The organism is Magnetovibrio sp., assembly GCF_036568125.1.
Lineage (GTDB): Bacteria > Pseudomonadota > Alphaproteobacteria > Rhodospirillales > Magnetovibrionaceae > Magnetovibrio.
Map to the genome: position 1 here is coordinate 169,375 of NZ_DATCTF010000011.1, position 25,079 is coordinate 194,453.

A 25,079-nucleotide genomic window follows, 5' to 3' on the forward strand; every position below is an offset into this window, starting at 1 on the left:
GCGAACAGGCGCGACGAAAAGGGAGCCAACGCGCATTGCGATGGCTCCCTACATAGAGGTGATGGCTCGCCCGAGCGGGAGCCTTTTTCTTTTCAAAGCTGCGCTAGCTTAACTGCGCTTGCTCAATTCGTTCAGTTGCTTTTGCAGCTGGTCGAGTTGGGCGCGCATTTCTTCCATGTCGCCTTCGTCTTGAGGTGGGGCGGATTTCGCCGTGCCGCCGTAGCTCGTCCCCTCACCGCCGCTCGCGGCCATGGGATTGAACATCTTCATGGCGTTTTCGAACATCGCCATGTTTTGCCGCGCGATCTCTTCGAACGGTTTCAGCGCGGCGTTCGCACCGAAAGCCTGATCCATCAACTCGCGCATCTGGTCCTGATTGCCTGAAAAGGCTTTCATGGTCTGTTCCAGATAGCTCGGCACCATCGATTGCAGGCTGTCGCCATAAAGCGAAATCAGCTGACGCAAGAAACTCAGCGGCAGCATGCTGTCGCCCTTGGCTTCTTCTTCCACGATGATGTGGGTGAGAACCTGGCGGGTGATGTCCTCGCCGGATTTTGCGTCGTGGACGACAAAATCCACACCGTCGCGCACCATTTGCGCCAAGTGGTCCAAGGTCACATAGCTGCTGGTCGCGGTGTTGTAGAGACGCCGATTGGCGTACTTTTTAATTGTAATGGGCCCATCGGCCCGATTGGCATCTGCCATAACCGCCCCTTTGTTAGATTGGCGTAGTCCTTCGCACCTGCCTTCACTTTGTGCGCGTGTTTGCTGCATTGCAATGAAAAAATGCTGCAACCGCCGTAGATTTTTTTGTGCACTGCAACATTATGTATTGCACGCCCGCCGCGAGTCCCTCTAAGCTAACGGGAGATTAAGAACAGGCTATGGGCTGCGGCAAACATGCTCGGCCCGCATTTGGGAGAAGCAACCATGACCGACATCGTCATCGCCAGCGCCGTGCGCACGCCCATCGGGGCTTTTTCGGGGGCACTGTCCACCGTTCCGGCGCAACAGCTCGGCCAAATCGCCATTACCGAGGCTTTGAGCCGCGCGGGCGTCAGTGCCGAGGATGTCTCCGAAGTCATCATGGGCCATGTGCTCACCGCGGGCGCGGGACAGAACACCGCTCGTCAAGCCGCCGTCGGCGCGGGCATTCCGGTCGAACGCACCGCCTACACCATCAATCAGGTGTGCGGCTCCGGCCTGCGCACCGTGGCCTTGGGCAGCCAAGCCATTCAATGCGGCGACAGCTCCATCGTGGTCGCGGGCGGGATGGAAAACATGAGCCTGTCCAATCACTGCACCTATTTGCGCTCCGGCACCAAAATGGGCCCGACCGAATTGGTCGACACCATGATCAAGGACGGCCTGTGGGATGCCTTCAACGGCTACCACATGGGCACCACGGCGGAAAACGTCGCGTCCAAGTTCCAGCTCAGCCGCGACACCCAAGACGCGTTCGCCGCGAGCTCCCAGCAAAAAGCCGAAGCCGCGCAAAAGGCCGGTAAGTTCAAGGACGAAATCGTTCCCGTAACGGTCAAGGGCCGCAAGGGCGACACCATCGTCGACACCGACGAATATCCGCGCCACGGCACCACCACCGAAACCCTCGCCGGTCTGCGTCCGGCATTTTCCAAGGACGGCACCGTAACGGCAGGCAACGCATCGGGCATCAACGACGGCGCCGCCGCAGTGGTGCTGATGACGGCCGAAGAAGCGCAAAAGCGCGGCATCGAACCGATGGCGACCATCAAGTCCTGGGCGACCAGCGGCGTCGATCCGGAAATCATGGGCACCGGGCCGATCCCGGCCTCTAGCGCTGCGCTGGAAAAAGCCGGGTGGAGCGTTTCCGACCTCGACCTCATCGAAGCCAACGAAGCGTTTGCCGCCCAGGCGTGCGCGGTCAACCAATCCATGGGCTGGGATACGGCCAAGGTCAACGTCAATGGCGGCGCGATCGCTTTGGGCCACCCCATCGGCGCCAGCGGCACCCGTGTGCTGGTGACGTTGTTGCACGAAATGAAACGCACCGACGCCAAAAAAGGCCTCGCCACGCTGTGCATCGGCGGCGGCATGGGCATCGCCATGTGCGTCGAACGCGCCTAACTCAAGCCCCGGAATCAGGAGAAATATCATGTCCCGTACAGCACTCGTCACCGGCGGCACCCGCGGCATCGGCGCAGCCGTTTCCATCGCCCTCAAAGAAGCGGGCTATGAAGTCTGCGCGTCCTACGCCGGAAACGACGAAGCCGCCGCGACGTTCAAGGAACTGACCGGCATCCGCGTGCAGAAGTTCGATGTTTCCGACTACGACAGCTGCCACGCTGCCATCTTGGAAATCGAAGGCCATCTCGGCCCGATCGATATTTTGGTCAACAACGCCGGCATCACCCGCGACGCCATGTTGCATAAAATGTCGTTCGAGCAGTGGAACGAGGTCATCAACACCAACCTCAACTCCCTGTTCAACACCACCAAGAACGTGATCGAGAGCATGCGCGAACGCAATTTCGGACGCATCATCAACATCAGCTCGATCAACGGTCAAAAGGGCCAGATGGGCCAGACCAACTATTCCGCCGCCAAAGCCGGCGTGATCGGGTTCACCAAGGCGCTGGCCCAAGAAGGCGCGCGCAAGGGCATCACCGTGAACTGCGTCGCCCCCGGCTACGTCGCCACGGAAATGGTCAAGGCCATCCCCGAAGACGTTCTGACCACGCAAATCCTGCCGCAAATCCCTGTGGGCCGCTTGGGCGAACCGGCGGAGATCGCGCGCTGCGTGACCTTCCTGGCATCCGAAGAAGCTGGCTTTATCACCGGCGCGACCATCACCGTCAACGGCGGGCAATACATCACCACCTAAGACCAAAGCACACTCCTGCGCTTTAGCGAAAACCGCTTCGGGAATTCCGGAGCGGTTTTTTTGCTGTTGGAGCCCCCCCTTATCAAACCGAGCAACGTACAAGACTGACGGTCATTTTTCGTTTGGTCGCCCCGCACCGCCACCCCACATAATACTATTATATGCAGTCGGGATGACGGTTGATCATGATGACCCACAACGGCATTTGCCGCGCAGGCTTCAAAAGGCCATTGGCGCGAGGATACTCCGGCGTGCTTGCGCTGAGCTTTTTGCTTTTGGTTTTCCTGTCTCCAGGACGTGCATGGGCGGAATCCGAAATAACAGCCGCCGTCACAAGCAATTTCCCCCCCTATTATACACTTAACGACAAAGGTCAACCCGAAGGGTTCGCCATCGACATCATGAACGCCATCGCGAAACGCAGTGGCTTTCGGGTGCGATATATCATCAAAAACTCATGGCCCGAGGCCACCAAGGCCCTTCAGGACGGTGAAGTCGATGTGATCCCCAATGCCGGCATCACGGAGCAACGAGAAGCCTTTGCAAAATTCACCCCGCCCGTGGAGACCTTCCCCGTATCGATCTTCGTGCGCACGGAAACCCAGAATATTTTTGGCCTTCGGGATCTAGACGGTAAGACCGTCGCCGTTGTCACGAATAATGTGGGCTACTCCCTGCTCAAACAACGAAACAACATCAACCTCAAAGTCTTCGATGACAAGGTGAACGCCTTATTCGCCCTGACCGCGGGCGAGGTTGATGCGCTTGTCTATCCCGAACCCGTCGCCATGCAAATTGCGCGCAAGGCAAAGATCGACCATCGCATCCATGTCGTGGGCATGCCGCTCACGGAAATCACCCGCGCCATTGCGGTGAGAAAAGACGCCCCGGAACTCCATGCGACGCTTTCGCAAGCTGTGGCGTGGTTCGTCCGCTCGCCTGAATATCGAGCCATTTACGTCAAGTGGTTTGGCACACCGACGCCGTACTGGACGAAACAACGCATCGTTTGGACGATCCTCTTTGTCAGTGCAGCCTTTTTGCTCGTCATCGTCATCGCGGCGTATTTCGCCCGATTGAACAGGAACCTGCGCCTTGAGGTGATCAACCGCACCCAAGCCGAACAACGCCTGCAACAGACCAAGCAAGATCTCATCTCGGCGCAAGAGATCGCCCGTCTGGGCAGCTGGCGACTTGATATCGCAAGCGGCGAGCTATGGTGGTCGGATGAAATCTATCGCATTTTCGGCATCCCCTACGACGAGTTCGGTGCAAGTTACGAAGCCTTTCTGGATGCCATTCATCCTGACGACAAGGCTTATGTCGCTCAGCAATACGAAGGCAGCATGCAAGGGACATTCCCCTATGACATCGAACATCGCATCATCCGTCACGACACGGCAGAGGTGCGCTGGGTGCACGAAAAATGCGAACACATTCGCAACGCTCAAGGTGAAGTCATCCGCTCCAAAGGCACTGTGCAGGACATCACCGAACGTAAACTGGTGTCTGATCGTCTAACGCAAGAGCTTGAGGCCCGAAAAATTGCCGAAGAAAAACTGCAAGAAACGCTGGACCAACTGGAAGTGCGTGTCGAAGAACGCACCCGTGACCTGTCCAATGAAGTGATCGCACGGCAAAAAAGCGAAGCGGAATTGCGCAAACTGTCGCGAGCCGTCGAGCAAAGCTCCAGCGTCATCTACATCACCGACATTGATGCAACGATCGAGTATGTGAACCCGAAATTTTCGGAACTGCTCGGCTACACACCCGACGAGGCGATCGGACGGAACGCCAAGTTGCTGCAATCCGGCAACACCCCGACCGAAGTATATCAAGACATGTGGCAAGCCATTTTGTCCGGAGACGAATGGCGCGGTGAGTTGGAAGACCGCACAAAGAGCGGCGAGGTGTTTTGGGCTGCGGTTTCCATTTCCCCGGTGCGCGACGAGCACAACGCCATCACCCACTTTATCGCCATGCACGAAAACATCACCGCACGCAAAAACACCGAAATCGCCATGGCCAATGCGCGACAAGCCGCGGAACTTGCCAACAAGGCCAAGACCGACCTGATGGCCAACATGAGCCATGAGTTGCGCACACCGCTGAACGCCATCATCGGTTTTTCCGAAACGATGAAGCATTCCGTCTTCGGCCCGCTGGGCAATGCACAATACGAAGAATACGCCGGCTTCATCCATTCTTCCGGCACGCACCTTTTGCAGCTCATCAACGACATTTTGGATGTATCTGCGGTGGAAGCCGGCAAGCTCAACCTCCGGGAAGAGGAAGTCATCGTTCAAGACATCTGTGCCGCAGCGATGCAAATCATCAGCCCCAAAGCGGATGAAAAATGCATTTCCCTCAAACCCATCGACACGCCCGATTTGCCGATGTTGATGGCCGACCCGCTGCGCCTCAAACAGATCTTCATCAACCTTCTGTCCAACGCCGTCAAATTCACCCCCGAAAACGGTAACATTTCGTGCGATGCGCACATCGACGAACAAAACAAAATGGTTCTCACCATCACGGACACCGGCATCGGCATGGATCATGACGGCCTCGACAAAGCCATGACGAAATTTGGTCAAGTCGACAGTTCTCTTTCGCGTACGCACGAAGGAACCGGGCTCGGGCTGCCCTTGACACAAGGCCTTGTCGAATTGCACGGTGGCACCATGGAGTTGGAAAGCGCAATCGGCAAAGGCACCAAGGTCAGCCTCACCTTCCCCGCCGAAAGAGTCCTGACCCTGGAACTCTGACGAAAAGCCGAGACCGCCACATGAGAAAGGCACCCCACGTGAGCAGCGAACCGATCATCCTCCACCACTATCCGCAATCGCCAGTGACGGAAAAGGTCCGCGTGGTGCTGGGCATGAAGGGCCTGAGTTGGCGCTCCGTGATGATCCCGCGCCTGCCGCCCAGGCCGAACTTGATGCCCTTGACCGGTGGTTATCGCCTCACCCCGGTGATGCAGATCGGCGCAGATATTTACTGCGACACCAAATGCATCATCGACGAGATCGAACGCCGCGTCCCCACGCCGACCTTGTTTCCCTCGGCTCGCCCTGGGCTGTCCTGGGCCTTGGGCCAATGGACCGATGGCCCACTGTTCAAGGACGTGGTCACCGTCGCGTTGGTCGAAATGAGCCCCAACATGCCGCCAGAATTTCTCGCCGACCGCGGGCCGCTGTATTTCGGCCAGGACTTTTCGCTCGACGGCATCAAAGCCAAATACGCAAATGCGCTCGCGAACGTGCGCACCCAGTTCGCCTGGATCGACGACGGGGTCAAAGCTCAAAATTTCCTGATGGGTGCGCAGCCCGGATTGGCCGATGCACTGGCCTATTACCTGGTGTGGTTTTTGCGCGACCGCATGGCCGACGGCGAAACGTTTTTAAGCCAATTTGAAAACCTGATCCGCTGGGAACAGCGCATCAAAGCCATCGGCCACGGTAGTCCTGTAGAATTGAGCGACCTCGACGCGCTGGATATCGCCAAGAACGCTCAGCCGCAAACGCCCCAACTCATAGACTCCGCCGATCCCCTGGGGCTCAAGGCGGGCGACACCATCGGCGTGCAGCCCGCAAGCGGCGGCCCCGAGGTCGTCGGTACGCTGCACAGCCTCACCGCCGAACGCGTCACCCTGGTGCGCAATGACGACCGCGCCGGAACCGTCGCCGTACACTTCCCGCGTTTGGGCTACGACGTGAAACCTGTCTAAGACCTGGCGCGAAACACCCCAGCCAGCAAGGCATCGAGACGCAAGATCAACTGATCGGTCATTTCGTCTTCGAAGTCTTCGCGGGTGGTGGCGCGCACGCGGCCGAAACGAAACTGCGGGCGTTGCGCCTGAACCACGTAATCGCGCAACGACTGGCGGATGATTTCCAGGCTTTGTTCACGCGACACGCCCCAGGTCTTGGTGTTCCACACCAAGCGCTCGTCCACGTCTTCGGTCGGAAAGTGCCAAAACTTGATGTCGCCGAACAATTCTGCGAAGTCTTCGGACGACAGAATTTCCAGCGTTTCCAGCAACGTCACACGCAACAGATAGACGCCTTCGAAACCGCTCAAATCTTCTTTCAACACCCCATGGCGCACGGCGGAATCGTTTTCCAGATCGCCGATTTCCTTGCAGAACTTTCCGGTGTCGACCAAGCGGGTCATGTCCTCGGCGCTGATCGCCTGCATGTCGGGCCGCCCCTTGGCGGCAGAGTGGGTGATCTGGCGCGGCACCACGCGCACCAGCGGGCTGAGGCTATAGCTACCGTCTTGGCATTTGCCCGCCAAATTGGCCAGCGCCGCACCCGCGCCGGTGATGCGCGGATGTTCCGGGTCGCCGGGATTGCCGCCGATCAACAACACCAAGACGTTGCGGCTCGGCCCGCGCGGCGGGATCGGCGCGGGACGGATTTGGCATTCGTCGCGATCGAACGTTTCATGCTTACCTACGAACGCGCCCGAGCTTTCGGCCTTGTGCAGCGCGTATTCGACGAAGCCACGATCCTTGTCGGTCAAATTTGGCCGGGCGCGTTGGAAGATGATGCCCGCGATGTAGTGGGCGAAGTTGGCCGCTTGGTTTAGCTTCAGGCTTGAGCCCGCCATCAGGTAATAGGCCGCGATGGACGCGGCGAAGCTGTCGCCGCAGCCGGTGTCTTCTTGAACGCTGCGGTCGACCTCGATGGCGTTTTCCTGGATCAACGGCGAGTAGACGAATTCGACCCGCCCGCCGCGGGCCTTGCGCGCCAACGCCGCGCCCTTGGCGCCGTCGGTGATGACGACGTGGTTGGCGCCGTCTTCCAAAACCCGGCGGCTGATTTCGCGCGCGTACATGACCCGCAGCTCGGCGGCGTCCTTGTGCTTGCGGCGTAGCGGCTCGAAGCCGAAAAACTGCGCCGCCTCGGCGAGGTTGAGGCTGACCACATCGGCAATGGACAGAAAGTGACGATACTCGGTGTAGAGCTTTTTCAGCTGATTGCCGCCGACCAGCCAAAAGACCTTGAGACCCTTGTTCTTGAGTTTACGCTGCCAGATCAGATCAAACTTTTCGGAATCCGCGGGCTCTTGGCCGACGAAGATGAAATCGTCGCCCGCGCCCAAGAAATCCTTTTCCGTTTGCCACAAATCGATGGCGTCCGAATCATAAGACGGACCACGTTCGGTCAAGATCAGCTTGTCGAAACCGTCACCGCGAAAAATCATCGAGGTGCGCGAGGTCCCCGCGACCATCTGGCCGGGAAACGAATCTGCGGCGTCCGCCCACGTCAGATAGTCGATGTCAGGGCGTTTCGGCGCTGCGTCTTCTTCGCCCCCCTCGCCGACATCGCCAAGCACGTCGAGGATGATTTCAAGATCCTTGGCCAAATTGCACAAGCCGCCGCCCAAGGTGCGCTTGAACGGCCCCGCATCGGAATCCGATATCACCAAACGTTCACCGCGCGCCGCATCCAAAACCACCTCGTAACCATCTTCCGCCGCCGTTCGGCGGATCGCGTCGACCGCGACCTTGACCGCGTCGGGCGCGCGACCGCGCAAGGTTTCCAAGGTCGCGCGCAAACCGTCCGAAAGCCCGCCCGCGAACAAATCGATGGTTTGCGACCGCACCAGGGAAATCAGCACCCGCTCGGGCACGCCGTTGATTTCCGCGATGGCCGCTGTGCGGGCATTTGAAGGATCGCCGTCGCTCATGGTGCTCAGTCCTTTTCGTGTCGAAACTTAATCAGATCTGCCCCGGATCGAACCCCGGCGGGGCCAATTCGAAACTGGAAAACTCAAACGCCGGGGCGACTTGGCAGCCGACCAAGGTCCAATCGCCCAAAGCGCGGGCGGCCTGCCAGCCGTTGATCGGCACCACCGCTTGGGGTCGCTGCCCGGCACGCAGATCGAGGCCGAGAATGTGGGTTCGGCGCGAACCGCCCGCAGGGTGAATCTGCAACTCCAACGCCGCGCCCGCGTGCCAGCACCAGATTTCTTCCGCGTCCAAGACCCGGTGCCAGTGCGAGCTTTCCCCGGCCTTGAGCAGGAAGTAAATGGAGGTCACCGCGCCGCGTGTTCCATCGCCGGGATCATGGCGATGGATTTCCTTGAAGTGACCGCCTTCGGGATGGGGAGCGAGATCCAAGATCTCGATCACCTCATCCGCCGTCAGACCGTGAAACGCGCCGTCCATATCACGCATCCGGCGGCGGCGCGGTGGCGGTCATAAAGTCCTCGGTGGCGACCCGATCCAGCCATGCCGACAGGTGTGGGCGGTTTGTGCGGATGTCAGGTACGACGCTGCGAAATTCCAGCCAGCCGACCGCCGCCGCCACCGCCAAGATACCGATCTGGGTGCTGTCGCCGAATTCCCCCGCCACCGCGTCGATGGCGTCGAGGCCGTGATTGATCTTGCTCGCCTGAGCGTCGATCCAGCCTTGCGATCGATGCTCTTCGCGGCGCTTGTTTTCCATGAAGATCAAGATGCCCGCATCGGTGATACCGTCGGCCAACGCTTCCAGACACAAGGCCTGCCAGCGGGCTTCGGGGTTTTCTGGATACACCGCCGCTTCGTCGCCGAGGCTGGCGAGGTAAGCGGAAATCAACGGCGAATCGATCAACACCGTGTCGTCGTCCCGCGCCAACGCCGGAACCTTGCCGAGCGGATTGAGCTTGCGATAGGCCTCGGCCTTGTAATCGATTTCGGTGACCTCGACCCGGTTTGCGATGCCCGCGACATGCGCGACCATGCGGCACTTGCGCCCGAACGGCGAGGTCAGCGACGTATACAGCTTCATCAAAAACGGTCCTTTCGTGAACGGATTTCGGCGAACACTTCTTCGGCCTCGCGATCGGCCATGCCCAGCATGGTTTTGAAGGCCGGGATGTCGCAACGCAAAAACGGATTGGTGCGTACCTCTTGCTCCAAAGTGCTCGGCACTGTCGACCGGCCCTGTTCGCGCAGACGAATAACCTCGTCGGCGCGGGCCTGCAGATCGGCGTTATCGGGGTCGATGCTCAACGCGAAGTCGGCGTTGGCGTTGGTGTATTCGTGGGCGCAATAAACCTGCGTCTGGGTGGGCAGGTCGCGCAGCTTTTTCAGGCTGTTCCACATCTGCGTGGCGGACCCGCCGAACAGCCGCCCGCAACCGAGCGAAAACAACGTATCGCCGACGAACACCGCGTTCTCCGCATCGAAACTATACGCCAGATGGTTTTTGGTGTGGCCCGGCACTTCCATCACCCGGGCCGTGGTTCCGCCCAATTCAATCAGATCGCCGTCCAGCACGCCGTGATCGCACTTGGGGATTTGGCCGAAATCGTGACGGTTGCCGTAAACCACCGACCCGAAGGCCTCGACGATTTCCGGGATACCGTCGGTGTGATCGTAATGGGGGTGAGTTACCAAGATGTGAGAAATCGTCCAGCCGAGCTTATTCGCCGCGTCGATCACCGGTCCTGCGACTGCGGGATCCACGCAAGCGGTTTTCCCGCTCTGCACATCGTGGATCAGATAGACATAGTTGTCGTTCAGGACCGGCACCTGCCGGATATCGAGACCGCTCATGGGATGGTGCGCCTCATTCTGTTCTGTCGTTGCGCTGAAGGTATCATCCCTGAAACGTCTTCGCATCCGTGATTTCACTTTTTGCCCACGCCTTTAGGCCCTAAACTGCCGCCCATGTGGATGGATGCCGTCGATCTTCGAGAATTTTACGCCACGACCACCGGTCGGGTGGCGCGTAGCGTGATCCGCCAAAATCTGCGCCAGATGTGGCCGGATGTGGCGGGTTTGGACGTGTTGGGCATTGGCTACACCACGCCTTATCTGGGCCTGTTCCGTCCCGAAGCCGCGCGTACCGTCGCCGCCATGCCCGCCCGCCAGGGGGTGTTGCACTGGCCGCCCAACGAACCGGGCCTGACCGCGCTGGTCAATGAAAGCGAACTGCCGTTCGCGGACCTGTCCATGGACCGCATCTTGATGGTTCATGCGGTGGAATCGTCCGAACAACTGCGTCACATGCTGCGCGAGGTGTGGCGGGTGCTGTCCGACAGCGGGCGGCTGATCGTGGTCGCGCCCAATCGCCGCGGCATCTGGGCGCGCTTGGAACGCAGCCCCTTCGCTCACGGCCAGCCTTACTCGCCGTCGCAATTGTCGCGGCTTTTGCGCGACAACATGTTCACGCCGATCCGCTCGCAGGTCGGGCTGTACATGCCGCCCAGCCATTCGCGCCTGCTGCTCGGCGCCGCGCCGGCGTGGGAACAGATCGGGCGGCGACTGTTTCCGGCATTCGGCGGGGTGGTGATGGTCGAAGCGGCCAAGGAAATCTACGCCGGACAACTGACCGCCAAACGCGAGACGCGGCGCGCCTTCGCCCTCGCCCCGCCCGGACGCGGCACCAACCGCGGCTAAACGTTCACCCTCGGTTCATGTGCTGCGCGCTAGAGTGAGGGCATGGCCTCTCATGTCCTCACCCGCCGCACGTTCTGTTTCACGGCCGCCGCGACCGCGCTCGCCCCTTGGGCCGCCCTGGCGCGCACGGAACCGCAAAACCTCGAACGCGCGCTCGATATGATCGCGCGCCACGTGGTGGTCGATCTGCATGCCCATCCGGGCAAACTTTACGACGGCGGCGATCCTTTGCCCCGGCTGCGCGATCTGGCCCTGGCCAAGATCACCGCGTTCGGCTTCGCCATTCCCACCGACGCGCCGATTCTTGGCACGCGGGGCGGATTGCCACAGCCCGTGCGTCCGCCCGAACCCGGTGAGCTGTACGATTTCACCGTTCAACACCTCACCACCTTGCGCAATGCCCTACACCTCGCCGACATGTCGGTTTTGAAAAAACCTGCCGACATTTTGCGCGCCAAGCAAATCGGACGGCCCGGCGCGCTGATCGCGTTGGAAGGCGGCGATTTCCTCGCAGGACGGTTGGAGCGCGTGGCCGCCGTCCATGCCTTGGGCGTGCATTCCATCCAACTGGTGCACTTCACCCCCAACGCGCTGGGCACGGTGCGCACCCAAGCCCCGAATGGCCCGGCCTTGAGCGATTTTGGCCATGCGGTGGTGCGCGAACAAAACCGTCTCGGCCTGATCGTCGATGTGACCCACATGACCCGCGAGGGCGTCGAGGCCGTGGCCGCAACCAGCCGCGCCCCGGTGATGCTGTCGCACACCGGTTTCGAAGGCCATTACATGCACGGTCGCGGCGTGCACCTCGCAACCACCCTGGCGGTGAAAGCCACCGGCGGGGTCATCGGCCTGCGGCCGCTGGGCGATGTAGACGGTCACAAGAACCTGGGCGCGTTCGCCGATGAAATGATGCATTTGATCGAACATGTAGGCATCGACTATGTGGCGCTGGGCACCGACATGGACGGTGCGAAAAGCCCCTTCAAGGGCTATGGCGCGATGGCGTTGTTCATCGACGAACTGTTCCGGCGCGACCTCGGCGAGGAAGAAATCGCCAAGATCATCGGCGGCAACTTCGTGCGCCTGTTCAGCAAAGTCATGAACGTCGCCGAAACCGGCTGATCATTTTCGGAGCAAGAACACACCCTGTTCGCCGAACCAGTTGGCGACGGCGACCGAATTGCCGATGGTTTTGGACGAGCCTTCTTCGTCCAAGAACAAGCTGCGTTCGATGGTCAGGTTCATCTCTTGGGTCAACGCGACGAAATCGCGAATGGTGCAAAAGTGGATGTTGGGGGTGTTGTACCATTCGTAGGGCAGGTTTTCGCTCACCGGCATGCGCCCCTTGAACATCATATAGAGCCGCAATCGCCAATAGCCGAAGTTGGGAAGCGACACGATGGCGCGTTTGCCGATGCGCATCATCTGTTCGAGAACTTCGCGCGGCTCGTGCATGGCTTGCAGGGTTTGGCTGAGGATCACATAGTCGAAAGCCCCGTCGGGATAATCCTTGAGGTCGGTTTCGACGTCGCCTTGCACCACCGACAATCCCGATGACACGCACGCCTGCACACCCTGGGTGCTGATTTCGATGCCGCGCGCGTCGACTTGCTTGAACCGCCACAGGTAATCCAGCAGCATGCCGTTGCCGCACCCCGCGTCGAGCACACGGGTGCCCGGCTCGATCATGTCGGCGATCAATTGCAGATCGACGCGGATGCCCTTGGGATTGTTTTCAAGGTCGGCGGGGGTCATCATCACGGCTCTTTCCTTTTCAAACCGCGATGCTCCGCGCAGCCTTCGAGAAAGCCCTCAAACACCTTGTGAAATTCCGGTTCGTCGAGCAAGAACGCGTCGTGGCCCTTGTCCGATTCTATCTCGACGAAGCTGACGTTGGCCGCCCCGGCGTTGAGCGCATGAACGATGTCGCGATTTTCGCGGGTCGGATACAGCCAGTCGGAGGTGAACGACATCACCAAAAAGCGCACCGGGGTGTTCTTGAACGCGTGCGCCAGATGCCCATCGTGGCGTTGGGCGACGTCAAAATAGTCCATTGCACGGGTGATGTAGAGGTATGCGTTGGCGTCGAAGCGGTCGACAAAGGTGCTGCCTTGATGGCGCAGATAGCTTTCCACCTGGAAATCCGCGTCGAACCCGTACGTGACCGCGTCGCGATCTTGCAGATTGCGGCCGAATTTGCGCGTCAGCGCGGTTTCCGACAGATAGGTGATGTGCGCAGCCATGCGCGCCACCGCCAAGCCGCGGTGCGGACGCTTGCCTTGGGCGTGATAATCGCCGCCGCACCAATCCGGGTCGGACATAATCGATTGGCGCCCAACTTCGTTGAACGCGATGTTTTGCGCCGAATGACGCGCCGCCGTGGCGATGGGCACCGCGGCGAAGACGTTTTCGGGATATTGACAGGCCCATTCCAGAACCTGCATGCCGCCCATCGATCCGCCGACCACGGCAAACAGGCTTTCGATGCCCAAATGATCGATCAGCAGCTTTTGCGTGCGCACCATGTCGCCGATGGTGATCACCGGGAAATCCAGTGCCCATTCCTTGCCCGTGTCGGGATTGATGTCGCTGGGCCCCGTGGTTCCCATGCATCCACCCAAGATATTGGAACAAATGACAAAATATCGGTCGGTGTCGATCACCTTCCCCGGCCCGATGACCTGTTGCCACCATCCGGATTTTCCGGTCACCGGGTGATTTTCAACGGCGTATTGATCGCCGGTCAGCGCATGGCACACCAAGATGGCGTTGGATTTTTCCGCGTTCAGCTGCCCCCAGGTTTGATAGGCTACATGTACGTCGTGCAGCTCCACCCCGCTGTCCAGGCGCAGGGGTTCATCCTGCGCCAGACACACGCGGTGTCCGGGCAGGGTCCACTCAGCATTTACGGCGGCCTCGTCAGCACTCATACTCGCGGATCGTCCTTCTTGGATTGCATAAGCCTCATTGCTATGGTTGCGTCTTGGAAGTGTCAATGTTTTCTTTGATTTCTCTAGGATTACTCTTTAATTTCCGCCCCAGAGATATTGAAGAGACATTGAGTTGTTAGCGACCTTCATCATAAGCGAATCATACCCTTTTAGGACCCCTCATGGCGCGTGACTTAACAGACCTCCGGCGCGAAATCGACGCCATCGACGATCAGATTCACGATCTGCTCAAACAGCGGACCAAAATCGTCGAGGAAGTACGCCTGTACAAGAAGGACGAACGGGTCAAGATTCGCCCCGCCCGCGAGGCCGAGATCATTTACCGCCTGTTCGCCCAGCACGATGGCAAATTCCCCAAACGCGAACTGTTTCGCATTTGGCGCGAACTGATCGTCGCGACGCTGAGCCTCGAAGGGCCGTTTTCGGCGGGCGTGTTCATGGACGACGAAGGCAACAGTTTCTGGGATCTGGCCCGCGACCAGTACGGCAGCTACACGCCGATGACGCCGTTCCCATCGACCCGGCGCATCATCGAAGCGGTGCAAAAGCAGGAGGTCACCGTCGGCATCGTGCCGATGCCCGAACGCGCCGAACAGGACCCGTGGTGGCGACGCATGGCGTTCGAGGGTGAGCACGTGCCGCGGGTGATCGCCCGCCTTCCCTTCGTCAGCGGTTCCAACGCCCGCCCGCGCGACCAGGAAGCGTTGGTCGTTTCCCCGGTGCCCCAAGAACCCACCGGACGCGACCGCACCTATTTGGTGATCGAAAGCGCCGAGCAACTGGCCCCCAGCCAAATCAACGCCGCCTTGCGCGACGTCGGTCTGGGCATGGTGTTTTCCACCGAATGCCACGACGACCATCGCCCCAGCGTGTGGCAGATCTTGATCGAGTTGGACGATTTCGTCGCCTCCGACGATCCGCGCATCGAACAATTCAAAAACGCATTCGACGGCGCGGTGCAATTCGCCGTCACCATCGGTGGCTACGCCGTCCCTGTCGCGGATGACGAGCTGGCTTAAGGACATTACGTCATGAGGATCTTGAAATGAGCCCGGCCATTGCGCCGCGTCCCGGCATCTTGGACATCAGCCCCTATGTCGGGGGTGAATCCAAATTATCCGGTGTTGAACGCATCATCAAACTGTCGTCGAACGAAGGCGCGTTCGGGCCTTCGCCCAAGGCCATCGCAGCCATGGAAGACGCCGCCAAGACCATGCACCGCTACCCCGACGGCGGGGCCATTAAATTGCGCGAAGCCATCGCCAGGCGGTTCGGCCTGGATGCGGAACGGATCGTGTGCGGCGCGGGTTCGGACGAGTTGTTGAGCCTGCTGACCTACAGCTACGCCGGTCCGGGCGACGAGGTGCTGTATACCGAGCACGGTTTTTTGATCTATCCGATTGCCGCGAAAGCGGCCGGTGCAACCCCGGTCAAGGCACCCGAAAGCAACCTGCGCACCGATGTCGAGGCGTTGTTGGACGCGGTGACGGACAAAACCCGCATCGTGTTCATCGCCAACCCCAACAACCCCACCGGCACGTACTTGAGCCACGCGGAACTGAACATGTTGCGCGCGGGCCTGCCCGACGATGTGTTGTTGGTGATCGACGCCGCGTACGCCGAATTCGTTGGCCGCAACGATTACAGTCCCGGCGTCGAACTGGTCAACGCGGGACAAAACACCGTCATGACGCGGACCTTTTCAAAAATGTTCGGGCTTGGCGGCATGCGCGTGGGTTGGGGCTATTTCCCCACCGAAATCGCCGATGTGCTCAACCGTGTGCGCGGACCGTTCAACGTTTCCGCCGCCGGGCAAGCCGCCGCGATCGCATCGATCGAAGATCTGGCTTTCCAGGAAAAATGCTTCGAGCACAACCTCGCCTGGATCGCCAAGACCGAAGCCGCCCTGCACGAAATGGGCATCGACACCACCGCCAGCGTCGCCAATTTCGTTCTGGCGCGTTTCGGCGAAACCAGCACGGCGGAAAAAGCCGACGCGTTCTTGCGCGAACGCGGCATCATCGTACGCCGGGTCGCCAGTTACGACCTGCCCGATTGCCTGCGCATTTCCATCGGCGCGGCGGACGAGATGGAAGCCTTCCTCGCCGCCATGCGCGAATTCACGGGAACCTGATCGATGGCCAACGGCGCACCCATTTTCGACCGCGTGGCCCTGATCGGCATCGGCCTGATCGGTTCCAGCCTTGCCTTGGCCATGCGCCTGCACGGCCTGAGCCGCCATATCGCCGTTTCGACACGCAGCGCGCCGACGTTGGCGACGGCCGAGAAACTGAACCTCGGCGACAGTTATACGCTCGACGCCGCCGAAGCGGTGCGCGGCGCGGATCTTGTGGTGATCTGCACGCCGATGGGCGCACAAGGCGCGGTCGCCCAGTCGATCCGCGATAGCTTGAAGCCCGGCGCCATCGTCACCGATGTCGGCTCGGTCAAAGCCACCACCGTGCGCGACATCGCCCCACACCTGCCCGACGGCGTTCATCTGGTGCCGGGCCACCCCATCGCGGGAACCGAGCATTCGGGCCCCGAAGCGGGATTCGCCGCCCTGTTCCCTGGGCGCTGGACCATCCTCACCCCCTCGCCCCAAACCGATGCCGGGGCCGTCGATAAAGTCCGGCGGTTGTGGGAAGGCTGCGGTTCCAACGTCGAAATCATGACCCCCGAACATCACGACCGGGTGCTGGCCATCACCTCGCATCTGCCCCACTTGATCGCCTACACCATCGTCGACACCGCCGATCAGATGGAAGATGAAACCAAGGAAGAAGTGATCAAGTTTTCCGCTTCGGGCTTTCGCGACTTCACCCGCATCGCTGCGGGCGATCCGGTGATGTGGCGCGATGTGTTCTTGACCAACCGCGATGCGGTTTTGGAAATACTCGGCCGTTTCAACGAAGACCTCACCGCCTTGCAGCGCGCCATTCGTAAAGGCGACGGCGAGATGTTGGAAACCACCTTTGCGCGCGCGCGCGCGGTGCGCCGTTCGATCATCGACGCCAAACAACATATTCCCGATGTGAAGCCGGGCGACGAATCTGCTCAGTAAATCGGTTTGACGTCTTTGTAATCGCGCGGCGGCGGCGGCGGTTCCACGGCAGGCACGGGCGCCGACGGCGCCACTTGACCTGGAAAGCCCCAATCCAGCGTCGGCATTTTCATCACCTTGAGCGGCCCCAGGCTGAGTTCGCCATCTTGCAGGGTGACCGAAACATTGATGAAGGGCGCCCCGCCGCCTTGAGGCTTTTTGCTCAGCGCCGACAGGGCCATGGTCGTCATCACCGCGTCGCTGTCACGCATCACGCCGCGCGCGCGGAGAATTTCCAACACCTGGAATAAACCTTCGATCTTGGCCGTAAACGCGCCTTGAGGCTGGAGGTTCTTGTCAAACGCCAAGGTTCCACCCGCAGCCAATCCAAGCGGGCCGCTACGAAACTTCAGGCGTTCAAACTCGACCGCGCCGCCACTGTCGCGCCAGGCCGGAATGCTCACCTTGGCCGGGCCGGGCACCACCGATCCGGTGACGCGGGCGATCATATCGATGCTTTGCACGTGGTCGCCGAGCGGCTGGGGCAAGACATCGGGCAGCACGAGATTGCTACCAACGACGTTGAGCTTCAGTCCCGTACCCCCCGCCTGCGTGGCAGGATCATGGGACATTTGAATGTGTAATTGTTCAGCCGACAGCGGTGCGGTGCCGTTCATCGACAGTCCGCTCATCACGGCATTCAGGCTTTGAGGCCAGGCATCGCCCAACACCACATCGGCCACCAGTTTTTCGACGGCCCCGTTAAAACGCAACGCGCCGTCGCCCAGCGTCAGTTCGTGGTGGCCCGACGCGAGTAGGTGCAGCTTCCATGGCGTCCAGGGCCGCGCGCTGACCGTCACGCTGTCGCTTTTCCATCCGATCACGTTGGCGAAAGCGCTGCCCTCATAATGTGGCTCGCTCAAAGTCACGGTGATGCGCGTTGGGAACCCGGCGGTTTGCATCTCGGCAAAATCGACGATAGCGCCCTGGGCGCGCTGTTGATCGACCCAGCCGGTGATCTCGGCCTTGGCCCAGGCCGACGCCGCGTACCACACGAACGACCACAAACCGAACACCAGCGCCGCACTAGCGATAAATGCCACCACGGTCTGAAATCTTCTCAGCTCTTTGGGTTTTTGGTAGGTGAGCGCGGGATGATTGTAGTGATCCCAGTCGCGATCGGGTCGTTTGGCCATCCGGTTTCTCCGAAACATGCACGCGTGGGATACTCTATAACCCACTGTGGGACCAACGTACAGAAAGACCTAATACAATTTATGCTGTCGCTGAAATGTATCGTTGTGACTGCGCCGCGTTGAAGTTAGCATGCCCGCATGAGCGACCCGACGACTCTCCCCTCCGTTTGGCCCGATGAATTTTGGGTGTACGCCTATGGTTCGTTGATGTGGGATCCGGGCTTTCCCTACGAGGAAGCGATGCCCGGCCTGATTCACGGCTATCACCGCAGCCTGTGCATCTTGTCGACCATTTATCGCGGCACATCCGAACACCCAGGCCTAGTCATGGGACTGGATAGGGGCGGGTCGTGCTGTGGACGGGCGTTTCGCGTCGCGTCTGAGCATGTCGAGGCCACCGTCGCCTATCTCGATGAACGCGAACAGGTGACCAAGGTCTATTGCCCGCATTTTCTCGAAACCCAGCTCAGCGACGGCCGCATGGTATCCGCCTACACGTTTGTCGTGCGCCGCGAACACGAACAGTTCGCCGGGACCTTAAGCTTGGAGGAGCAAGCGCGACTGGTCGCCCAAGGCGTCGGCGCGCGCGGCGCGGCCATCGACTATCTGGCCAATGCCGTCGAACACATCGATGCGCTGGGCATTCCCGACACGCAACTGCATAAGGTCCTGAAGCTGGCGCGGGACTTTCAATCGACCGCCCAAAACGCCTAACCCATCAGCCGCACTTCGAATAGCTGCATTCCAGGCAGGTGTCGCAGCCTTCTTGCTTGATCAGCGCAGGCTGATTGCACTTGGGGCAAAAGCGCATACGCGAATCGCGCGTATGGTCATGGCCGTGCTTATGGTCCAGTTCGGCGTGCTCGTCAAAGCTGTGACCGGGCGCCGGTTCGAGGTTGACCACTTTGGCTTCGGATTGTGGTTCATGGAAGGGCTCGCTGCCTTTCAAGAAACCGATGGCGATCATGTGGCGTTCGATCACTTCGCCCAAAGCCGCCAACAACGACGGCACATACTTCCCGCCGACCCAGTGGCCGCCGCGCGGATCGAACACGTTTTTCAGTTCTTCGACCACGAACGACACGTCGCCGCCACGGCGGAACACCGCCGAAATCATCCGGCACAGCGCCACCGTCCAAGCGTAGTGGTCCATGTTCTTGGAATTGATGAACACCTCGAACGGACGCTCGCGGCCATCGTCGAGATAGTCGTTGATGGTGACGTAGAGCGCGTGCTCGCTTTCCGGCCAGTTGAGCTTGTAGGTGTGCCCTTTGAGAAATTCCGGGCGTTCCAGCGGTTCGAACATGCGATGAATCGCACCGCTGTCGCCTTGGTCCTTGGGCTTGGCCGCGGCGGAGGGCTTGTCGAACGGCAACGACGGCTGTTCGGGTTCCTTGGCGGACGGACTTTTCTTTTTGCCTTTGACCTCCAACACCGCCCCGGTGACGTCGTTGGGACGGTATGTGGTGCAGCCTTTGAGCCCCAAATCGTAGGCTTCCATGTAAATGTCTTTGAAAGCGTCGAAGCTGATTTCCTCGGGACAATTGATGGTCTTGGAAATGGAGCTGTCGACATACTTCTGCACCGCCGCCTGCATCACCAGATGGTCGCGTGGGCTGAGCTGCTGGGCGTCGACGAAGGCGTCGGTCAGCGATGCGTCTTCGCCGCGCATCTTGCGATACAGCCGATAGGCGTAATCGGAAACTTCTTCTTCCTTGCGGCTGCCGTCGGGCTGCAGGACGTGGCGGGTGTATTTGAAGCTGAACACCGGTTCCAAGCCGCTCGAAACGTTGTCGGCGAACAGCGAAATGGTGCCGGTCGGCGCGATCGAGGTGATCAGCGCGTTGCGGATGCCATGGGCGCGAATGGCGTCTTGCACATCGGCGTCCAAACGCTGGATCATTTCACCTTTGAGGTATTGTTCCGCGTCGTAAAGCGGGAACGCGCCCTTTTCCGCAGCCAGTTCGGCGGATGCCAGATAGGCCGCGCGCTCGATCGCTTTCATCCACGTTTCGGTCAGGCGCACTGCGGTCGCACCGCCGTAACGCGCGCCGCACAGGATCAGCGCGTCGGCCAGGCCGGTAACGCCGAGGCCGATGCGGCGCTTGGCCTTGGCTTCATTTTCCTGTTCGACCAGTGGAAAGCGCGACACGTCGATGACGTTGTCCATCAAACGCACCGCCGTCTTGACCTGGGCGCTCAACGCGTCGAGGTCGATGGCGGCCGCCTCAGAAAACGGATCGGTCACCATCCGCGCCAGATTGAGCGAACCCAGCAAGCACGCGCCGTAAGGCGGCAGCGGCTGTTCGCCGCAGGGATTGGTGGCGTGAATGGTTTCGCAGTAGCTGAGATTGTTGAGGCGGTTGATGCGGTCGATGAAAATCACGCCCGGTTCCGCGTAAGCGTAGGTCGCACGCATGATCTTGTCCCACAGCTCACGCGCAGGCAGGGTTTTGTAGACCTCCCCATCGAATTTCAAGTTCCAGCTATCGCCCGCCTTGACCGCGTCCATGAACGGGTCGGTGACCAACACCGACAGATTGAACATGCGCAGCCGTCCGGGCTCTTGTTTGGCTTCGATGAACGCTTCGATGTCGGGATGGTCGCAGCGGATCACGCCCATCATCGCGCCGCGCCGCGACCCGGCGCTCATGATGGTGCGGCACATCGCGTCCCACACGTCCATGAAGCTCAACGGACCGGATGCGTCCGCGCCGATCTTTTTGACGTGCGCGCCCTTGGGCCGCAGGGTCGAGAAATCGTAGCCGATGCCGCCGCCCTGCTGCATGGTCAGCGCAGCTTCCTTGAGGCTGTCGAAGATGCCGCTCATGGAATCGGGGATATCGCCCATGACGAAGCAATTGAACAGCGTCACTTTGCGTTCCGCCCCCGCGCCGGCGATGATGCGCCCGGCGGGCAGGAACTGAAATGCGTTCATCATTTCGAAAAAACGCTGTTCCCATTGTTGCGGGTCTTTTTCCACCGCTGCCAACGCTTTAGCCACACGCCGCCAGGTGTCTTCGATGTTCTTGTCCACAGGCCGACCGTCCGTCCCTTTGAGGCGGTACTTCATATCCCAGATATGTTGGGAAATCGGGGTCATCGGCACCATGGTTTCCATCGCTCCTGCCTACAGGGTTATGTCGCAAATGCGCGCACACCCGACCGACCCGTGCGTGTCGGCCTTGATATTCTTAAAGTTACGTTTAGTAAGCTATTGATATTGAATAATAATCAAAAGCTTCCATCCCCTTAGTGTACGCTTGAGTCGTTTTACGGTCAACGCCATGTTCACGTTACGTTTCCATCGCCGATTTGACCCGACCTCTTGAGCCCCCGCATCCTACACAACCGCGCCTGGATGGCACGCATTGTCTTATGCACATATCCCGAGAGATCTGTGGAAAACCCTCAATGGGCCGTCACAAAATAGTCCACGATTTTATCCACAGGGGAAAATCAGGCTAGATTCAAGAGCTTGCTGTGGTGTGTTGAGACCCGCTGGGAGCTTCAGGCCGTATCTTCGGAAGGCTCGGTTTCGCGTTCCGGCAACGCATGAGGATAGACCGCGCGGGCCTCTGCGATGAGCGCGTTGGACGCCCCCTCAATGCCCGTTTGCAACTCGCGCATGAACGCCTTGCGGTCCTGATCGGGGGCGACGGCGGGCAAAAACTCGATGGTGATGCGGCCGGGGCGTTTGAGGAAACTGCGCCGCTGCCAGAACAAACCCGAGTTCAGTGCCACCGGCACCAACGGCGCATCGACGCCTTTGTAGAGCGCCGCCACACCGGGATGGTAGGTTCCGGGTTTGCCGGGTGCGGAACGCGTGCCTTCGGGAAAGATCACCACGTTCTGGCCGCGCGCCAAACGATCCTGCGCGCCCGTGATCATCAACTTCAGCGCCGACGCACCGGCTTTGCGGTCGATGGCGATGGCGCCGCCCTTGGCCAGATACCAGCCAAAGAACGGGATCGATAGAAGCTCTTTCTTGAGGATGTATGACGGGTCATCGACCAGCAGATAAAAGATCCCCGTTTCCCAGGCGCTTTGATGCTTGCAGGCAAAGATGCACGGGCGGTCGGGCACGTTTTCCAACCCGCGCACCTCCCAGCTCAGTCCCGCGATCAGCTTGAGGGCCTGCATCATCACCGCGGCCCAAAATTTCAAGCCCCACTGCATGGCGCGGCGCGGCAACACCAAGCACGGCAACAGCAACAGCGCCAGCACCAAGCCGCCAGCGAAAAACACGGTATTGAACAAAAAGGATCGGATCGCGGTCATCTGTGCCCCACAATGAAAGTGCAGTTGCGCTTACCCGGCTATTTCAGCACGGACATCAACTTGTGACGCGACCACGCCAACAAGAATTTATTGTATTCGCCCACAATCAGTCCCGTGGTGCCCGGCCACGCCCACCATTGGCGCTGCTTGACGTGCGGCGGAAACACCGGGTGTTGAATCAGGGTAACTTTGGGCAACGCGTTCTCGAACTCCAAAACCGAACGCGGCATGTGATAGCCCGACGTCACCAAGCGCACGCTGGTAACTTGATTCTTGCGCACCCAATCGCGGGTTTCGGTGGCGTTGGAAATGGTGTCGACGGCATGGCCGATGCTGACGCAGCAGTTCAGGTCTTGCGGATTGCGGCGGTACGCTTCAAGCAAGTTTTGAATATCGATGCCTTGATAGACGCCTGAAATGTAGAGCTTCTTCGCCACCCCGCGTTCCAACAGCTTCAGTCCTTCGTCGAGCCGCCCGCTGCCGCCGGTCAAAACCACGATGGCGTCCGTGTGGGTGTCGGGGTCCAACACTTCGGTGGGAATGGCGTCGGCGAACTTGAACAGTCCCGCGCCCCAGATTCCAGCCAGCAAAATCAAGGCGCCGCCGAAGCGACTGATGGTGTGGCCCGGACGGCGATGCGGTGGGCGGGGCATTTCAAATCATCCTTCTGAGTGTGCGCATCACGGTAAAACGCGCCGTCAATCCCGCCACCAGACCCGCGGCCAACGGCAGCACCGCCAAGGATGCCCAACCCGCGACGGGCATCGACAGATCCGGCAGAATGCCCGCCTGCAGCCGACTGGCGACGTAGCCGAGAATTAACAGCGTCAATGCGGCCAGAACAAGGCCGATCAACCCACCCTTGAACCCCATCGCCCAAGCGCGGCCGGCGAATTGCTTGGCGATGTAGCTGTCTTGCGCACCGGTCAGGTGCAAAACCTCGATCGCTTCGGCGTGCACCGTCAGGCCGGTTCGGGTGGTGAAAATCACTGTGCCCATCGCCGCCGAAACGATCAAGGCCAAAACGCCCGCCGCCAAGGCCTCCAACGTGCGCACCATTTCGATCAGACGCGCCAGCCACACACCGTGGTCGTCGACCTGCGCGCCCTCGATGGTGCGCGCCAGCTTTTGCTGCAAAACCCGGGCGTCCACGTCGGCCTCGGGATCGGTTTCGACGTCGATCAAGCGCGGCAGGGGCACGTCGATGGCTTGCACCTCGCCCAGCCAGGGGCTTAGCAATTCCAAGACCTTGCCTTCGCTCACCACCGACGTACGCATCACGCCCGGCGTTTCCGACAACATATTCAGCGTCGATTGCAGCACCCGTGCGTTGGCCGCTTCGGTGGCGTCCGGGTCGGAAGGTATTTGCACCGTCAAGGTCGCCGCCATGCCGGTGTCCCAACGGCGCGCCAGTTCGTCCAATCCGATCAGGCCCGATTGTGCCAGCGCCGCCAAATACACCATGAACGCGATCAGCCACGGCAAAAAGCGGCTCAGCGCGTCGCGGTCCAAGGGCAGGTCGGTGCGGCGCGAAAACATCACGACAAGCCTCCGCCGCTGCGGTTTGCCGCACGTGAATTGATGGCGTGTTTGGTTCCCGCAATGACATGCATGCGCCCACCGTCCAGGCGCATCACCGGGTGGCCCAGTTCGCGCACCATGGCCTCATTGTGGGTGGCCACGACAATGGTGGTGCCCAGTTTATTGAGTTCTTCGAACAGGTGCATCAATCGATAGCCCATGCGGTCGTCGACGTTGCCGGTCGGTTCATCCGCCATCAACAAGCTGGGCCGCGCGATCACCGCGCGCGCGATCGAGGCGCGCTGCTTTTGCCCGCCCGACAAGGTCGGAGGACGGGCGGTCATGTGATCCTTGAGGCCGACCCACACCAGCAGCTCTTCCACATGGCGCTTGATGTCGGCTTCGCGCATGCCCGCAACGCGCAGCGGCAACGCCACGTTGTCGAAGGTCGACAGGTGTTCGAGCAGGCGGTATTCCTGAAACACCACGCCGATCGACCGGCGCAACGCTGGCAGCGCATCGCGCGGCGCGGTGGCGATGTCGTGGCCGAACAGATGCACCAAGCCCCGCGAAGGTCTGTGGGCGAGATACATCAGCTTCAAGAGCGACGATTTGCCCGCGCCCGACGGCCCCACCAAAAAGTGGTATGAACCCGGTTTCAGTTCAAAAGTGACGTCTTGCAGCACCTCGGGCCCCAGGCCGTAGCGCAGGCCGACGTTTTCGAATCGGGCGATGGAAGTGGCGGGATCGATATCCACGGAAGTTTAAGTCCTTAAATTCATGGTCCATTGCGCCCTTACCAGGCCGTTTTTTGCGCCATATTCAG

General features: G+C 60.2%; 23 protein-coding genes. 10 read left to right on the plus strand and 13 right to left on the minus strand.

All coding sequences use genetic code 11. The features are described from left to right. Positions 1-108 precede the first annotated feature (108 nt). On the minus strand, positions 109-705 hold the full coding sequence (gene phaR / locus VIN96_RS09185) for a polyhydroxyalkanoate synthesis repressor PhaR (RefSeq protein WP_331895635.1): 597 nt from the start codon (positions 703-705) through the stop codon (positions 109-111). Positions 706-930: 225 nt separating this feature from the next. Between phaR and VIN96_RS09190 the strand changes: the two genes are divergently transcribed. From VIN96_RS09190 to VIN96_RS09205, 4 genes are all read left to right on the plus strand, one after another. Beyond that, entirely contained in the window at positions 931-2,106 is a 1,176-nt protein-coding gene (locus tag VIN96_RS09190; protein WP_331895637.1) for an acetyl-CoA C-acetyltransferase, read from the plus strand. A gap of 28 nt (positions 2,107-2,134) precedes the next feature. Then, entirely contained in the window at positions 2,135-2,863 is a 729-nt protein-coding gene (gene phbB, locus VIN96_RS09195) for an acetoacetyl-CoA reductase (protein WP_331895639.1), read from the plus strand. A 185-nt stretch (positions 2,864-3,048) separates the two neighbouring features. Then, positions 3,049-5,631 carry a transporter substrate-binding domain-containing protein gene (locus VIN96_RS09200; RefSeq protein WP_331895641.1) on the plus strand — a complete coding sequence of 861 codons (2,583 nt, stop codon included), beginning with the start codon at positions 3,049-3,051 and terminating at the stop codon, positions 5,629-5,631. A 38-nt stretch (positions 5,632-5,669) separates the two neighbouring features. Beyond that, positions 5,670-6,593, plus strand: coding sequence for a glutathione S-transferase family protein (locus VIN96_RS09205; RefSeq protein WP_331895642.1), 924 nt, complete (start codon positions 5,670-5,672; stop codon positions 6,591-6,593). Here VIN96_RS09205 and VIN96_RS09210 read toward each other — a convergent pair. The 4 genes from VIN96_RS09210 to gloB are packed head-to-tail and all read right to left on the minus strand — an operon-like array spanning position 6,590 to position 10,415. After that, entirely contained in the window at positions 6,590-8,560 is a 1,971-nt protein-coding gene (locus VIN96_RS09210) for a carbohydrate kinase family protein (protein WP_331895643.1), read from the minus strand. The two genes, VIN96_RS09205 and VIN96_RS09210, sit on opposite strands and share 4 nt — an antisense overlap. 31 nt (positions 8,561-8,591) lie before the next feature. Then, positions 8,592-9,041 carry a cupin domain-containing protein gene (locus tag VIN96_RS09215; protein ID WP_331895645.1) on the minus strand — a complete coding sequence of 150 codons (450 nt, stop codon included), beginning with the start codon at positions 9,039-9,041 and terminating at the stop codon, positions 8,592-8,594. A gap of 1 nt (position 9,042) precedes the next feature. Next, positions 9,043-9,645 carry a glutathione S-transferase N-terminal domain-containing protein gene (locus VIN96_RS09220; protein WP_331895646.1) on the minus strand — a complete coding sequence of 201 codons (603 nt, stop codon included), beginning with the start codon at positions 9,643-9,645 and terminating at the stop codon, positions 9,043-9,045. Further along, complete coding sequence (gene gloB, locus VIN96_RS09225; protein ID WP_331895647.1) at positions 9,645-10,415, minus strand: hydroxyacylglutathione hydrolase; 771 nt, start codon at positions 10,413-10,415, stop codon at positions 9,645-9,647. Before gloB ends, VIN96_RS09220 begins: the two co-directional genes overlap by 1 nt. Positions 10,416-10,496: 81 nt before the next feature. On the opposite strand from gloB, the gene VIN96_RS09230 reads away from it, so the two are divergent. Together VIN96_RS09230 and VIN96_RS09235 are read left to right on the plus strand one after the other, a co-directional pair. Further along, positions 10,497-11,261, plus strand: a complete 765-nt coding sequence (locus VIN96_RS09230; protein ID WP_331895649.1) for a class I SAM-dependent methyltransferase — start codon at positions 10,497-10,499, stop codon at positions 11,259-11,261. A gap of 42 nt (positions 11,262-11,303) precedes the next feature. Beyond that, on the plus strand, positions 11,304-12,383 hold the full coding sequence (locus tag VIN96_RS09235) for a dipeptidase (RefSeq protein ID WP_331895650.1): 1,080 nt from the start codon (positions 11,304-11,306) through the stop codon (positions 12,381-12,383). Here VIN96_RS09235 and metW read toward each other — a convergent pair whose 3' ends face one another. Together metW and metX are read right to left on the minus strand one after the other, a co-directional pair. Then, positions 12,384-13,016 carry a methionine biosynthesis protein MetW gene (metW, locus tag VIN96_RS09240; protein WP_414675604.1) on the minus strand — a complete coding sequence of 211 codons (633 nt, stop codon included), beginning with the start codon at positions 13,014-13,016 and terminating at the stop codon, positions 12,384-12,386. A 2-nt stretch (positions 13,017-13,018) separates the two neighbouring features. Next, complete coding sequence (metX, locus tag VIN96_RS09245; protein ID WP_331895651.1) at positions 13,019-14,191, minus strand: homoserine O-acetyltransferase MetX; 1,173 nt, start codon at positions 14,189-14,191, stop codon at positions 13,019-13,021. A gap of 182 nt (positions 14,192-14,373) precedes the next feature. Here metX and VIN96_RS09250 point away from each other — a divergent pair, with 182 nt between their 5' ends. The 3 genes from VIN96_RS09250 to VIN96_RS09260 are packed head-to-tail and all read left to right on the plus strand — an operon-like array spanning position 14,374 to position 17,276. Further along, positions 14,374-15,231: a chorismate mutase gene (locus VIN96_RS09250; RefSeq protein WP_331895652.1), complete on the plus strand. Its 858-nt coding sequence runs from the start codon at positions 14,374-14,376 to the stop codon at positions 15,229-15,231. Between the two features lie 26 nt (positions 15,232-15,257). After that, entirely contained in the window at positions 15,258-16,346 is a 1,089-nt protein-coding gene (gene hisC / locus VIN96_RS09255; RefSeq protein ID WP_331895654.1) for a histidinol-phosphate transaminase, read from the plus strand. Positions 16,347-16,349: 3 nt separating this feature from the next. Beyond that, positions 16,350-17,276, plus strand: a complete 927-nt coding sequence (locus VIN96_RS09260) for a prephenate/arogenate dehydrogenase family protein (RefSeq protein WP_331895656.1) — start codon at positions 16,350-16,352, stop codon at positions 17,274-17,276. Here VIN96_RS09260 and VIN96_RS09265 read toward each other — a convergent pair. Beyond that, positions 17,270-18,451 (minus strand): DUF2125 domain-containing protein, encoded by a 1,182-nt coding sequence (locus tag VIN96_RS09265; RefSeq protein WP_331895658.1) that lies wholly within the window; start codon positions 18,449-18,451, stop codon positions 17,270-17,272. The genes VIN96_RS09260 and VIN96_RS09265 overlap by 7 nt on opposite strands. A 138-nt stretch (positions 18,452-18,589) precedes the next feature. Between VIN96_RS09265 and VIN96_RS09270 the strand changes: the two genes are divergently transcribed. Next, complete coding sequence (locus VIN96_RS09270) at positions 18,590-19,165, plus strand: gamma-glutamylcyclotransferase (RefSeq protein ID WP_331895660.1); 576 nt, start codon at positions 18,590-18,592, stop codon at positions 19,163-19,165. Positions 19,166-19,169: 4 nt separating this feature from the next. On the opposite strand, the gene VIN96_RS09275 is transcribed toward VIN96_RS09270, so the two are convergent. The 5 genes from VIN96_RS09275 to ftsE form a co-directional block, all read right to left on the minus strand. After that, the gene (locus tag VIN96_RS09275) at positions 19,170-21,563 is read right to left on the minus strand and encodes an adenosylcobalamin-dependent ribonucleoside-diphosphate reductase (protein WP_331895662.1); all 2,394 of its coding nucleotides are present in this window, start codon (positions 21,561-21,563) and stop codon (positions 19,170-19,172) included. 398 nt (positions 21,564-21,961) lie between these two features. Continuing rightward, positions 21,962-22,732 (minus strand): lysophospholipid acyltransferase family protein, encoded by a 771-nt coding sequence (locus VIN96_RS09280; protein WP_331895664.1) that lies wholly within the window; start codon positions 22,730-22,732, stop codon positions 21,962-21,964. Between the two features lie 38 nt (positions 22,733-22,770). Further along, complete coding sequence (locus VIN96_RS09285) at positions 22,771-23,385, minus strand: YdcF family protein (protein WP_331895666.1); 615 nt, start codon at positions 23,383-23,385, stop codon at positions 22,771-22,773. A 1-nt stretch (position 23,386) separates the two neighbouring features. Next, positions 23,387-24,271, minus strand: coding sequence for a cell division protein FtsX (locus VIN96_RS09290; protein WP_331895724.1), 885 nt, complete (start codon positions 24,269-24,271; stop codon positions 23,387-23,389). Beyond that, positions 24,271-25,011 (minus strand): cell division ATP-binding protein FtsE, encoded by a 741-nt coding sequence (gene ftsE / locus VIN96_RS09295; RefSeq protein ID WP_331895668.1) that lies wholly within the window; start codon positions 25,009-25,011, stop codon positions 24,271-24,273. Before ftsE ends, VIN96_RS09290 begins: the two co-directional genes overlap by 1 nt. Positions 25,012-25,079 lie beyond the last annotated feature (68 nt).